11 protein-coding genes are annotated in these 13,642 nt (G+C 42.0%); 2 read left to right on the top strand and 9 right to left on the bottom strand.

Features of this window, described 5'->3' with window-relative positions; genetic code table 11:
* Positions 1–44: 44 nt before the first annotated feature.
* The 6 genes from fabD (QF06_RS07605) to QF06_RS07580 all read right to left on the bottom strand — a co-directional run bounded on the left by fabD (QF06_RS07605) (position 45) and on the right by QF06_RS07580 (position 6,545).
* Positions 45–2,348 (bottom strand): ACP S-malonyltransferase, encoded by a 2,304-nt coding sequence (fabD, locus tag QF06_RS07605; RefSeq protein ID WP_041850819.1) that lies wholly within the window; start codon positions 2,346–2,348, stop codon positions 45–47.
* Positions 2,345–3,319 (bottom strand): acyltransferase domain-containing protein, encoded by a 975-nt coding sequence (locus QF06_RS07600; protein WP_015715911.1) that lies wholly within the window; start codon positions 3,317–3,319, stop codon positions 2,345–2,347. Before QF06_RS07600 ends, fabD (QF06_RS07605) begins: the two co-directional genes overlap by 4 nt.
* 502 nt (positions 3,320–3,821) lie before the next feature.
* On the bottom strand, positions 3,822–4,688 hold the full coding sequence (fabD, locus tag QF06_RS07595) for an ACP S-malonyltransferase (protein ID WP_015715909.1): 867 nt from the start codon (positions 4,686–4,688) through the stop codon (positions 3,822–3,824).
* Positions 4,685–4,951, bottom strand: a complete 267-nt coding sequence (locus QF06_RS07590) for a hypothetical protein (protein WP_120363368.1) — start codon at positions 4,949–4,951, stop codon at positions 4,685–4,687. The genes fabD (QF06_RS07595) and QF06_RS07590 overlap by 4 nt, the downstream gene beginning before the upstream one ends.
* A 110-nt stretch (positions 4,952–5,061) precedes the next feature.
* On the bottom strand, positions 5,062–5,739 hold the full coding sequence (locus QF06_RS07585; protein ID WP_029726478.1) for an MBL fold metallo-hydrolase: 678 nt from the start codon (positions 5,737–5,739) through the stop codon (positions 5,062–5,064).
* Positions 5,740–5,927: 188 nt separating this feature from the next.
* Positions 5,928–6,545, bottom strand: coding sequence for a TetR/AcrR family transcriptional regulator (locus QF06_RS07580; protein ID WP_021479267.1), 618 nt, complete (start codon positions 6,543–6,545; stop codon positions 5,928–5,930).
* A gap of 120 nt (positions 6,546–6,665) precedes the next feature.
* Here QF06_RS07580 and QF06_RS07575 point away from each other — a divergent pair, with 120 nt between their 5' ends.
* Together QF06_RS07575 and QF06_RS07570 are read left to right on the top strand one after the other, a co-directional pair.
* Positions 6,666–7,223, top strand: a complete 558-nt coding sequence (locus QF06_RS07575; protein ID WP_038428985.1) for a hypothetical protein — start codon at positions 6,666–6,668, stop codon at positions 7,221–7,223.
* Positions 7,224–7,377: 154 nt separating this feature from the next.
* On the top strand, positions 7,378–7,833 hold the full coding sequence (locus tag QF06_RS07570; RefSeq protein ID WP_080332606.1) for a regulatory YrvL family protein: 456 nt from the start codon (positions 7,378–7,380) through the stop codon (positions 7,831–7,833).
* A 398-nt stretch (positions 7,834–8,231) separates the two neighbouring features.
* Here QF06_RS07570 and mutL read toward each other — a convergent pair whose 3' ends face one another.
* From mutL to cotE, 3 genes are all read right to left on the bottom strand, one after another.
* Positions 8,232–10,115, bottom strand: coding sequence for a DNA mismatch repair endonuclease MutL (mutL, locus tag QF06_RS07565; RefSeq protein WP_041850821.1), 1,884 nt, complete (start codon positions 10,113–10,115; stop codon positions 8,232–8,234).
* 15 nt (positions 10,116–10,130) lie between these two features.
* Positions 10,131–12,707 (bottom strand): DNA mismatch repair protein MutS, encoded by a 2,577-nt coding sequence (gene mutS, locus QF06_RS07560; protein ID WP_003244841.1) that lies wholly within the window; start codon positions 12,705–12,707, stop codon positions 10,131–10,133.
* A gap of 132 nt (positions 12,708–12,839) precedes the next feature.
* Positions 12,840–13,385 (bottom strand): outer spore coat protein CotE, encoded by a 546-nt coding sequence (gene cotE / locus QF06_RS07555; protein ID WP_003231833.1) that lies wholly within the window; start codon positions 13,383–13,385, stop codon positions 12,840–12,842.
* Between the last annotated feature and the right edge of the window lie 257 nt (positions 13,386–13,642).

Below are 13,642 nucleotides of genomic sequence, written 5' to 3'. Positions count from 1 at the left end.
AAGGGATTATTTTAATGATTTTTATAGGTATATTTTCATAATATTCAAACTTTTATTTTTATGTTGTCTGTTTCATGTGACGGCTGATACATCGATTGCATCCGTTCATGAAGCAATACTGCCGTTTCTGTCATTAATTTTTTCCCGATTTCATCCACATGGCGGTTTCGCCAATTTTCTAATTGCGATCCTTTGACCCATTGATTAAAGGCTCCCAGCGCGGGACCGCAGTGAATTTGATAATCGACCTTCGAATGTTCGCTTCCGCTGATTGCCAATTTTGAGCTGTATCTGAAATACCATCGAAAAATCAAAGCCATTTTATGCTTCGGATTTTGTTCAGCCTTCTCAATGTCTGCAGCGGGATAATGCAATGCAATATCTTTATATATGTCTTCTATACTGCGTTTAAAGTATTTCTCCTCAAGCTGGGCCAGCATCTTTGCATCCAGCTCACGTATAGACCCATACCGCTGATACAGTTCATATAACTTGTTTGCCCGTGCGGGAAAGAACACGCCTTTCTTTAGCACCTGCACTTTACTGCCCGATTCAAACATATCACCTGCAGGCGCATAGGCTGTATCTTGTACATTCATCTGCTGAAGCAAATCCTTTACTTTATCACTTGTTGCCGCCTCAACCGTACATTGATTGATTGAGCCTGTTAGAATAAAATCAGCTCCTAGCATAAAAGCCGCCATCGCTGCCTCAGGTGTTCCAATTCCTCCAGCTGCACCAACTCTTATTTTTTTCCGGTATTGATATTTTTTCATCATTTCATCTCTTAAAGATGTCATCGCCGGCATCAGGCTGTATGCTACACCGCCATCTGTATGACCGCCTGAATCAGCTTCTACACAAATATCGTCAGCCATCGGAATGCACCGCAACAACTCAGCTTCGTTCATAGTGATTTTATTTTCTCCTAAAAGCTTTTGCAGCATATTCTCAGGCGCAGGACTCAGAAATGATTCTGCAACTTCCGGCCGTGATATTTTTGCTATGAGACGATTTGAGCATATAACGTCACCATTTTGATTTCGTTTCACTCCTTTTGCGCGGTACCTTACTAATGCAGGAGTGACACTTAAAAATGCTGAAGCCTCCACAATGCTCACTTGATTCCTCAATAAAAGATCGATCATTTTTTCTTCTGATTCAGTATGTTTCATATTGTGGACCAGATTGATGCCATAGGCTTGTCCTTTCCCTAATTCACCTTGTATAGCATGGATCGCATCTTCAACCTCTTTCAGGCTCAGACCTCCTGTGCCAAAGAACCCCATCATTCCCGCTCTTGACAGCTTTACTACCATTTCTTTCGAAGCAATGCCGCGGTACATTCCCCCTGCAAGATAAGCATATGTAAGATGATAATCTTGTTTAAATTCAGCACTTCCTAAAGATTCTGCCGTAATCCCAGCTTGAACATTGCGTTGCTCCTTTAGATGCGCACTGATCGCGGGGTTTTTTTTCGGTATATATGTCAATGGTTCAGCTTCATTTTTAATCCGATGAATGAGACCAGTTAAAACAGTTCCAGGCCCAATCTCTTCAAACTCCATTTCTCCTCTTCCCATCAGAAAACGAATGCTGTCCGTCCATTTCACTGTGTTGTCCATTTGTTCAGATAATGTATCTTTTAATCTGTCTTGATGGTATGGCTCTGCGTAGACATTGGAGATAACCGGGATCGCCAAAGGTGCAAACTGGAATGAGTCAATATATTGCTTAAATACCTGTTTGGCTTCATTCATATATCTGGAATGAAAAGCTCCGCTCACATTTAATGGATGAAACAGCTTTACATCCTTGGTGTTTTCAAAAACAGCCCGAGCTTTCTCAATCTCGTTTTTCGGGCCAGAAATCACAATTTGCCGGGGCGTATTTTCATTTGCCACATCAATGTCATAAAGACGGTGCTCTTCTAAAACGGCTGTAACTTGTTCCTTACTCAGGCCGATCACAGCAGCCATTCCGCCCCCTGTAATTCGTCCCATCAATTCTCCTCTTTTTTTGACGAGCCTTAATCCGGTTTCAAAATCAAATGCACCGGCTGCCATCAGCGCATTGTATTCTCCTAAGCTGTGTCCTGCCGCAAAATCAGGTTTTCTGCCGGTCTCCTCCACTCTCTTCAAGTAACTGAGTGCATTAACAACATACAAAGCCGGCTGCGTGTATTCAGTATGATTTACATCCAGATATGATTTTTCGGTACATAGCTTCTCTATTGAATAGCCCAATATTTGATCTGCTTGATCTGTCAAATGCTGATACTGTTCAAATAGCCCTTGTCCCATCCCCTTTTGCTGGGAGCCTTGCCCTGGAAAGACATATGTAATCATCTTGTAAACTTCCTTTCTGGTGTACGGAAATACTCAACCGTATTCAGATTTTTCAGCTCCTGATGAAATGGTGTTATGATTGAGCAGCAACGGTCAGCTGAATCACCCGGAATCAGCTGTTTCACAAAAGCAGCTAAGGTGCCGGATGGCCCTAAATCGATAAACTTGCATGTATGCTGGCTTTCCAAATATCGAATCGCTTCACGAAACATCATTGGCTTTCTGACCGCATTCCAAAAGAAATTCTCGTCCATTACGTGAAGGCAGCTTCCCGTTAAGCTCGATACAATCGGTATTGACGGTTTTTTAAAAGATTTTGATCTTAAAAATTCTGCATAGGCACTCTCTGCCGGATCAATAAGCGAAGAATGAAAGGCATAGGACACAGGAAGCAGCTGGCAAAGAATCTGCTTCTCCTTTAAATCCTCCATAATCTTCCTTATATGATCTTCTTCACCAGAAATGACGAAGTGCGAATCATAATTGATAGAAATGAGTTCACTATTTCCAAACAGTTGCGGATGATCATTCAGCAATTGCGGTTTGTCAAGAATGGCCACCATTTTTCCTTTATCGCAGGAATTCTGGATGATAATAGCCTGTTCAAGTATGCAATCCAGTATATCCTCTGCGTCTGACACACCAGAAACTGCCGCTGCTGCGAATTCTCCCAGACTTGATCCCAATACGTAATCAGGAGAGATTCCCCTGTCTTCCAAAACCTTATATAAGGAATACTCAATCATAAAAATGGCGGGGTGGGAAAAAAAAATACTGTCAAACGGATCTGACATACGTTTACCTGGATGGTAGATTTCTTCAACAATGGATGTGCCAATTCGCCGTGCTGCAATGTCATCCATTTCAAGCATAGATTGGCGAAACACGGTATTTTCCTTAAATAGTTCTTTCCCCATGTGATAGTATTGGGAACCTTGCCCGGAAAACATAAAAACAAGCGGTTCATTCATGTGTATAACCTTCTTTTTTTATATTTATGACGGCTATTGGATTTCTTATTTCCATGTATGTTGTAAAGCACATAGCAGCGATTGAAATGAAATTAATAAATGGAAAAGACATATGTGAAAAAGTAAAGGAGATTCAACTTGGAAGGATTGCTATTGGTGCTCTGGATGCGGTTCATTTATGATGTGATCGTAGATGTATGTTGATATCTCAAAATTGATGTAACATGATAACAGGATCAGCAAAGAACATCGACTCTATGATTGGTGGGTGAGGTTAAAAAATGGACCATCTAGATGTGGGAGCGATGGTTTGACAGACCGGCTGACATAGTTCAAATGTCTAACTTAATTTATCAGCCTCTTTATGTAACAGTATATAAAGTTATTCAATTAGAAACAGTGTCAATCGAACGATTGAATCTTTAAAACTTTATACCTTAAATGAAAGGAAATCTGTGTTTAGACCTGATTGATGAGGTACACGGCCATAGGGGCAAATGCTTTAGCGGGGCATTGCTTCCGCATCTTTCTTTATGCGATGAATTAACCCAGTTAAAACATTTCCAGGCCCTACCTCCTCAAACTCCATATGGCCTTTTTTCATTAAGTATCTTATGCTGTCAGTCCATTTCACTGAGTGATTAATTTGATCAGCCAGCGTCTGTTTCATGAATTCGTATGTATACGGTTTGGCATACACATTAGAAATAACCGGGATAGACGGAGGCGAAAAATAAAAGGCATGAAGGAATTCCTCGAATTCTTCTTTTGCTTTATTCATGTATCTGGAATGAAACGCGCCGCTTACGTTTAAGGGGAGTACCATTGTAACTTCAGTCATCGTTTTAAAAAGAGATGCGGCTTTTTCAATCTCATCTTTTTTTCCTGAAATTACAATTTGATATGGGGCATTCACATTAGCGATATCAACATCATGTAAATGATATTCTTTCAGAGCCTTTGCAACCTGCTCTTCATTTAGTCCCATAACAGCTGCCATACCGCCGTTGCTTATCTGACTCATCAGTTCGCCTCTTTTTCTGACAAGCTGTAAACCTGTCTTAAAATCAAAGGCTTCAGCTGCAAATAACGCATTGTATTCACCCAAGCTGTGCCCGGCGACAAAGTCAGGTTTAACTTCTTCATCCTTGATTTTTTTCAGATAGCTTAGTGCGTTTACCACATATAACGCCGGCTGAGTAAATTGCGTTTTGTTTAAATTGGAATAAGGATTTTCCAGGCAAAGACGTTTGATTGAATATCCTAAGATCTCATCTGCCTGATCCGTCAGTTCTTTAAATTCATCGAATAGGCCGCTGCCCATTCCCTGTTTCTGTGAACCCTGACCTGGAAAAACATATGTGATCATTCTCTCAAAGCCACCCTTCCGATTAGTAGATGTGTTTCACTTCTGTATGACTTTATAATAGTGATGACCGGATAAATAGTAGCATGTTCATGTTGATGGTAACCTCTGTAAATATTATCCGTCAAGTTAATTTTTCCTACAGTTTGCTCGATTGTTTTTCTGCTTTTTTCCATTGAGGAATAAAGGATCAGGAGATATAACAGAACATAAGAAAAAAGACCCGGATTACGTATAGGGCGCCATATCATGATAATGCGCTTCATTTTCTTTCAAATGAGTTTTCAAAATAAATAACACCCATCTATGTAATCATTTTCGAAAATAAAAATCATTTAGATATTCGAAGAAAAATAGGATAATAGATTCAGAAGGATTATTTAAAATCAAAAATACCTTTTTGGTTTTTACGAGTGCGAAATTTCACAAAATATTCTTTCTTATCAATTTGAAAGTAAATATTATGCTGATAAAGATCCTTTATCGAATGGCCGGGCAATTTGCCAAATGAGTGACCAGGATACACCCGTACATGGGGTGAAACCTCCGACTTTATTCTTTGAATACTATCAAACATCTCTTCCGCAGAGCTGCCATCATCCTCACATATGCCGCACCCTTCTGTAAACACCGTATCTCCGGTAAAAATACTCTCAGAAAACAAATAACACATTCCGCCGGCTGTATGCCCCGGTGTGAGAAGGCATTGTGCTCTTGTGTTTCCTATGCTGATTGTCTGATGATCATCTAGGCTAATTAAATTCCTGCATCGGAATTGATAATAATCAATTTCTTTTTTTGACATATAAACTTGAGCGTTAAACATCTTCGTCAGCGGGTCTACCAGATTTACATGATCATAATGAGAGTGTGTCAATGCGACTGCCTTTAATTCCGCTTCGAGTTCAGAAAGTGTAGTGGTTATCTTACTCAATTCCCATGAGGGATCAACAACAATTGCAGATCTGCTTACAATATCTTCAATGATATAGCAATAATTCGTCCAGCCCTGATACCTTGTTTTAATTGGATGCACCTTGTAAGTAAGATTCATTTATACCATCCCTATCATGTAAAGTTCTTAAACGATGGACCAGTGTTCACCCCTCAGTCCGTCTTTCATTCCACTTTACCAAACAGCATGATTGTTTTCCATTTTTTTCAGAGATCCTTGTTCTTTGAAAATAAAAAAGCGACTCTTTTGGACGATGCCCAACAAGAATCGCTTTTCGCACTAGTGCCTTAAGGATGTCGTTTTTGTGTCTCACGTGTATCTTCCACGCAAATTGACTCTACATGCTGCATAATGACCCGCTTGATTCGGTCTTTATTCACGCGCACAGGGTCAAGCATGGCATGTAAAGCCAAGCCGTCAACAAGCGCGTAAAGTCTCTCAGCTTCAATGTCTTTATCAGCATTCTGCTTCAGTAAATCGGATTCATCTAAATAGGCAATCAGATTCCGCATGCCGCTGAAAATCCCGTCATGATTCGCATCAAACATATCCTTTTTATGTCTGGCGTAAGCAGTAAAAGCAAACCAAACCTCCATCTCTCTAATCGTTTCTTCATTCGTTGGGACCATTTCAAGCAAAATTTGCAACACTTTTTTCTTAGGGAGCAAATCCCTCACTGCAATGTCCTTAATTCGGTCCGTCACCTTTTCTTGGACAAGTTTCATTGCAAAAGCAAGCAATTCATCCTGTGTAGAGAAATAATGGCGCAGCGCACCTAATGACAATCCTGCTTCCTTTGCAATGTTCCTGGCTGATGCTCCCTCCATCCCTCGTTCTAAAATGACACGCCACGTTGCTTCTGCAATTTGTTTTCTTCTTTTCTCATGGTCAATTTGTTTTGGCATAGCTTTATTGTAACAAGAAAAAAATGAGAGAGCAATTTTTATAATACAGTTGTGTTACAAAAACAAAGATGGTAACATATTATTTAAATAATACAACTGTATTGAAAAGAGGGGAATGGATTGAACGGTATCGCATGGATGATTGTTTTCTGTGAAATTGCGTTTTGGGTTGTCATTGTTTTGGGGCTTGCTGTACGCTACGTATTCAAACGACATACATTAGGACTGCTATTCCTTGCCTTAACTCCAGTTATCGATTTGATCTTGTTAGCGGCAACTGGTGTGGACCTTTACCGCGGAGCCTCAGCGACCGCAGCCCATGGGATTGCAGCTGTTTACATCGGTATATCGATCGCTTATGGAAAACAAATGATTCAATGGGCAGATGAAAAATTTCAATATTATGTGACAAAAAAAGGCGCAAAACCGCTGAAACGTTTTGGAATGGACCATGCCAAGCACGGTGCGAAAGGCTGGCTAAGACATGTGCTGGCCTACTTAATTGGTGCGGGACTATTGGCAGGGATGATCTATTTTATCAATGACTCTGCCCGAACCGAGGCGTTGAGCGGCATTCTTAAACTGTGGACTGTCATTATAGGCATTGACTTTCTCATTACAGCCAGCTATTTTATTTGGCCAAAAAAAGAGAAAGCTTCGGCGAATCTCAGGAGTTAACATGATGAAAAAGGCCTTTCCCTAGTGGAAAGGGCCTTTTTTGGTTTTGTTAAAATATGCTATACTATTTTCGTTAGAAAATAGACTTATAGATATTTTGGGCTGATTCAAGGGTGCTGTTTGTATGAGTAAGCAGGTGAAGGGAGTGTCATACTTGAAACAAAAAGAACAGAACGAGCACTCTAAAGATTTTAACCTGAGATCAAAATTAATCGGAATTGTATCTATCACTTTTATCGCGGCCATTGCGCTTGCAGTCATCTTCGGCGGCTTTTTCTTCGGGATGAAAGGCTTATTCTCCATACTTGGCATCACATACGCTTCCAATCAAACATTAGCTTTATTTATTTTAGCCTGCTTTGCTGTAGGATTAATCATAGACCCACTCACAAAGATTATCTCTATCATTTTGGCAAAATCACTTTCATTGAAAAAGACTGCACTTTTTGCTTTTATACTGTATTTTATCAGCAATCTTATAACGATCTGTTTTGCAGATTACTTTATGCAGTCTATTTATATTCCAGATGTCTTGCTTGTTGTGATATCAGCTTTCATGGCTATCATTGAACTTGCTTTTGATAACCAGCCTAATAGAGAAGCAGCTTAAAGCCGATGGCAGATATGGAAAATTCATAACACCCTATATTTGGACATCACCAGTTATATAAACGAAAAAATCTCCCTGTTCACACGAACAGGGAGCAAAACACAATGTTGTAATTTAAATTCTGCATTCTAAAATGATTCTCACATTTGGATCATCAAGTTCATCCAAAAAGATAATGATCTTCGGACCACATGCCATATGTTTCCACCTCCTCACCCAAAATATACATTAATCCCAATTGCCTGTAAATGGATATTTTGTTATACGGAGGAACCATGAAGTATAATGCGTTAACACTGCTCACACGTTTACAACCGTTTCTTATAATCTGACACTCGAAGGAGTACAAAAAAAAGCATTGATCCATTCAGAGAATGGATCAATGCCTACCACCCCCGCTACATCACGCGTTTGAACATCTTTTCCATCTCATAAGTGGAATGGTGTATGATGATCGGGCGGCCGTGCGGGCATGTAAATGGGTCTGATGTGCTTCGGAGGTCGTCGAGAAGCGCTTTGATTTCATCGTTTCTGAGGTGGCGATTTGCTTTGATGGAGCCTTTGCAGCTCATCATAATCGCCGCTTCCTCGCGGAGTTTTTTAATATCTATATTTTTGGAGTCGAGCACCTGCTGAATGATTTCTTCTATAAGCTCTGCTTCTTCTCCCTTTGGAAACCAGGCCGGGTGGCAGCGGACGATGTAACTGTTGGAGCCGAATGACTCTAAAAAGACACCGACGCTTTCGAGCTCTTGTTTGTGCTGTTCAATAATCAAAGCCTCATTTGTGGAGTAGTGGAACGTCAGCGGTACAATCATATCCTGCACCTCAGGCTCAACCTCCCCCACCTTTTCACGAAAGTACTCATATTTAATACGTTCTTGGGCGGCGTGCTGGTCGATAATATACAGGCCGTTTTCGTTTTGTGCCAATATATAAGTCCCGTGCATCTGGCCGATCGGGTACATAATCGGAACCCGCTCAGACGCTGGCTGCTGCTGTCCCTCATGGCATTCCTGCTCAAATGTATCTGGCTCTTTCGCTGAAACATCGGACACCTCAAGGATTTGTTTCTGATCAACGATAGGAGGAGCATCAAATTGGAGAGGTGGCAATTCTTCCTCCGCATCAACCGGCTCTTTCACGACTGAGCTGAGCTTCATTGGTGAATAAGATGGCGCAGTCGATTTTTCCGGAACTTTTTTTTCCGGAGGCTTTTCATCAAAGGTTATGAACTGCTGCTCATTTTTGATAACAGGTGCCGATTTTTTCGGGAGCTGGGCACTCGGAATCAGCTGCTGCTGTTTAAATACATCTTTAATTCCGTCACGAATTAAGTCATGAAGCTCTGTTTCCTTGCTGAGCCGGACCTCAAGCTTCGATGGATGCACGTTGACATCGACTAAAATCGGGTCCATCGTAATTTCTATAAAAGTAATCGGATGGCGTCCGATCGGCAGAAGCGTATGATAGCCTTCATGAACCGCTTTGACGAGCGGGAAATTTTTAATGTAACGGCCATTGACCACAGACGACATATAGTTTCTCGACGCCCGTGTAATCTCTGGGAGGGCGATATATCCCTTTACTTCAAAATCCAAGGAGCTCGCATGCAGCGGAAGCATTTTTTTGGCGACAGCCGTGCCGTAAATCGCTGCCAGTACATGGCGCACATCTCCGTTTCCGTTCGTTTGAAGCAGGTTTTTCCCATGATGGCGCAGGCGGATCGATACCTCTGGATGCGCCAGAGCAATACGGTTAACCACATCCGTAATGTTTCCAAGCTCTGTATGAACGGTTTTCATATATTTCAAACGGGCCGGTGTGTTAAAAAACAGGTTGGAAACGACAATTTCAGTTCCCTTCCTGCTTGAGGAACGCGATTCGGAAATGATGTTTCCTCCTTGGAGGACGAGCTTCGTCCCAGCTCCTTCACCAGTGCTTGTTGTAATCTCCAGATGAGAGACTGACGCGATACTCGGCAGGGCTTCTCCCCTGAAACCGAGCGTTCTCACCCTGAATAAATCATTTTCATCTTTTATTTTACTCGTTGCGTGGCGGCGGAAAGCTCGCTTGCAATCTTCATTCTCCATTCCTTCGCCGTTATCCAAGACCCGAATGGATGCAAGGCCTGCTTCCTCAATATCGATTTCAATGACTGTGCTGTCAGCGTCGATCGCATTTTCCACCAATTCTTTGACGACTGAGGCGGGCCGTTCCACAACCTCGCCCGCCGCTATTTTATTTGAAAGCTCATCTGACAGTTGGATGACTTTTGCCACATTCATCACCCCGTTTTAATGTAATTTCTTTTGCAGCTTGTACATTTCATTCATCGCTTCAAGCGGTGTCATATCCAGTATATTAAGTGATTTGAAAGCATCGATCACTTGCTTTTCTTTTTTTGAAAGCTTTGGTGTTTCAGCCGGCTTTTCCGCTTCGTCAAAAAAGGACAGCTGTGCCGGCTCTTCTTTCACCTGAGGTTTCTGCACCGGCACTTCCGGTTTGTTTCCTGAATGCTCAAGCTCTTTTAAAATATCTTGAGCGCGCGCAATCAGATCTCCCGGCAGTTCGGCAAGCTGAGCTACATGGATACCATAGCTTTTATCAGCGGCACCTTCTTTAATTTGATGAAGAAAGACAACCGTTCCGTTATATTCTTCAGCGCGAACATGAACGTTTTTCAGCTGGGGCAGCTTGTCCTCAAGAACGGTCAGCTCGTGATAGTGTGTGCTGAACAGCGTCTTGGCGCCGATATGATCGTGAACATATTCAATAATCGCCTGTGCCAGCGCCATGCCGTCATAAGTGGACGTTCCCCGCCCGATTTCATCAAACAGAATGAGGCTGTTTTTCGTCGCATTGACAATCGCATTTTTCGCTTCAAGCATTTCTACCATAAATGTACTTTGTCCGGAAATCAAATCATCTGCAGCGCCGATTCGCGTAAAAATTTGATCAAAAATCGGAAGCACCGCTTTTTTCGCGGGTACAAAGCAGCCGATTTGCGCCATAATGGAAATGAGCGCGATTTGTCTCATATACGTGCTTTTCCCTGACATGTTTGGACCTGTAATGAGAAGCATTTGTCTGTTATCGCCCATCATACAGTTGTTCGGGACATATTCCTGGCTGTCCATGACTTTTTCAACAACCGGGTGTCTGCCTTCAATCACTTCGACTTCATCTTTAGAGAACTCTGGTTTCGTGTAGTGGCGATTTTCACTGATTGTCGCAAAGCATTGCAGTGCGTCCAGCTCGCTCATCTGTTTTGCAAGCTGCTGCAGCCGCGGAATATACTGCTTCACTTTCTCGCGCAGCTCGGTAAACAGCTCGTACTCCAGCTCACAGATGTTATTTTCCGCCTCTAAAATGAGCGCTTCTTTTTCTTTTAATTCAGGTGTAATGTAGCGCTCTGCATTGGTTAACGTCTGCTTCCGCTCATAACGCCCTTCCTCAAGCAAATGCAAGTTTGCTTTTGTCACTTCAATGTAATAACCGAAAACTTTATTAAAGCCGACCTTTAAAGAGCGAATGCCTGTGTATTCCCGCTCCTGCTGTTCCAGGCGGGCAATCCAGTCTTTTCCGTTTCTGCTTGCATCACGATATTCATCAAGCTTTTGATTATAACCATCTTTAATCAGGTTCCCTTCTTTTACCGATAAAGGAGGGTTTTCGTACAGCGCTTCTTCCAGCAGTTCAAGTACATCCCCGCAAGGGTCAATGCGCTTTGCACGTTCCTTGGCCTTGTCATGAGCCAGTGAAGCAACCAGCTGTTTGATGCCAGGCACTTGCTTTAACGATTCCTTCAGCTGAATCAAATCCCGGGCATTGACATTTCCGAATGCAACGCGGCCGGCAAGGCGTTCTAAGTCATATACTTCTTTTAAACGTTCACGCAGATCTTCCCGTTCAAAGAAATGGGACATTAATGTTTCCACCATTTCTTGGCGCTCTTCGATTTGATTGACTCTGATAAGCGGCCGGTCAATCCACTGTTTAAGTAGCCGGCCTCCCATTGCCGTTTTTGTTTCATCCAGCAGCCACAAAAGGGAGCCTTTTTTATTTTTCGAACGAATCGTTTCGGTCAGCTCCAGATTACGCTTTGAGTACAAGTCAATTTTCATCGCTTCCTCAAGCTCATACACCTGCACGGGCTGAAGATGATCAAGGCTGCGCTTTTGGGTTCTTTTCAAATACGTATATAAGCGCAGAAATGTTTTTGTTATATCTTCATTATTTAAGTGCTCAATGATCGTTACGTGTTCGTCTGTTTCTCCGTCTTCAATTGAAATCGTTGCACCGCACCGCTCTCTCAGCTGTGCCACTGTATCGGCATCCAAGCTTCCTGAAACCACGATTTCCCGTGCGCCGACTGAATAAATTTCTGATATGACGTCTTCAAGCCGTTCAATCAAAACAGCCAAATTTTCTCCCGTTGTTAAATCAGACAGCGCAAGTCCGTATCCGTTCGAGCAGGCTGAAACAGATGCGATAAAATTATTTTCCGACTCATGGATGCCTTTGCCGTCCATTACAGTTCCGGGCGTAATCAGCTGAACTACTTCTCTTTTCACAACGCCCTTTGCGGCTTTCGGATCTTCCGTCTGTTCACAGATCGCCACTTTGTATCCTTTTTTAATAAGCTGTTCGATATACGCGGAAGCAGAATGATACGGCACACCGCACATCGGTATTTTTTCAGCCGCACCGCCGTCTCTGCTCGTTAACGTAATTTCCAGCTCTTGTGACGCTTTTTTGGCGTCCTCAAAAAACATTTCATAAAAATCACCCAGGCGAAAAAATAAAAAGGCATCCTGGTGCTCTGCCTTTATTTTTAAATATTGCTGTATCATAGGCGTATAACCGGCCATTGTTTAATCCCTCACTATGTATCAACGTTTCTATTTTCCAACCTTCATTATAACATAAACAAAAAGTGATAAAAGAATGATATATCAATATAAAAAAGAGACTTGGGGGTACTGTCTCCCCTAGTCCCTTTTTTATTCTTCAGGATCTCCCACTAAAAACTCCGGGTTGATGTCTTCAAGCTCTTCATCAAGCTCATCTTCCCAATCTTCCTCGTCATCCTCTTCCCAGTCAGGATTGACCTCAACAACTACCTTTGTTTCCCCTACCACTTCCGCCAAAAATTCTCTTTCTGCCTGCACAACGATTTTATTTCCATTCGGCGAAATGGTCACTTCAAGGCAGTTTGGCTGCTGAAGCACTTTGGCAATCACTTCATGCTCATCATCTAAGTAATTATTGTCTCTGTATCTGAGTTTAATGACATCTACATATTTTACCCGTTCTGTGACAACCTCTGTCTTTGTGTTGTCCGCATAAGAGTACCATACGTTTATATCATAATACCCTTCAATTTCTACCGTTTTTCCAATTTTTTCAGCGTCATACTTGTGGTTAATAATCCAACCACCCAAAATGCTGCTCGGTTTTTTCTCAGGCGAGATGGTGTTGGTGCATTGGGTGAATTTTCGGCCTTTCGCTACTACTGCCTTCGTAATAATTTCCCTGTATTCAGACATTCCGGCATGCCTCCTTGTTCTTCTTCGTGTTATCTTATGCTGGGCATTTGTCTAGTGTGCATTTTTATAAATAAAATATAAAAATACAAAGTTTCTGTTCCATTGTATGCAGGGGTGCCTAGAAACTTTACTTATAAGTGCGATAAAGTTTATACGCGGCTGAGCACAGAAAAACCAATTGAACATTTGGTACATAGATTATTTAGTTCATTTTTAACCGCACAAATGATAAAAAAACACGGGCCTGTAAAGGCACC

This window comes from Bacillus sp. YP1 (genome assembly GCF_000877815.1).
Classification (GTDB): Bacteria; Bacillota; Bacilli; order Bacillales; family Bacillaceae; genus Bacillus; species Bacillus subtilis.
This window is presented reverse-complemented; position numbering and strand designations above follow the sequence as displayed.

Bases quoted from the DNA above. Each gene is read 5' to 3' on its own strand.
- QF06_RS07600 (WP_015715911.1), bottom strand. From the start codon at position 3,319: ATGAATGAACCGCTTGTTTTTATGTTTTCCGGGCAAGGTTCCCAATAC.
- QF06_RS07580 (WP_021479267.1), bottom strand. From the start codon at position 6,545: ATGCCAAAACAAATTGACCATGAGAAAAGAAGAAAACAAATTGCAGAA.
- QF06_RS07590 (WP_120363368.1), bottom strand. From the start codon at position 4,951: ATGAAGCGCATTATCATGATATGGCGCCCTATACGTAATCCGGGTCTT.
- fabD (WP_041850819.1), bottom strand. From the start codon at position 2,348: ATGATTACATATGTCTTTCCAGGGCAAGGCTCCCAGCAAAAGGGGATG.
- fabD (WP_015715909.1), bottom strand. From the start codon at position 4,688: ATGATCACATATGTTTTTCCAGGTCAGGGTTCACAGAAACAGGGAATG.
- QF06_RS07585 (WP_029726478.1), bottom strand. From the start codon at position 5,739: ATGAATCTTACTTACAAGGTGCATCCAATTAAAACAAGGTATCAGGGC.
- mutS (WP_003244841.1), bottom strand. From the start codon at position 12,707: ATGGCCGGTTATACGCCTATGATACAGCAATATTTAAAAATAAAGGCA.
- cotE (WP_003231833.1), bottom strand. From the start codon at position 13,385: ATGTCTGAATACAGGGAAATTATTACGAAGGCAGTAGTAGCGAAAGGC.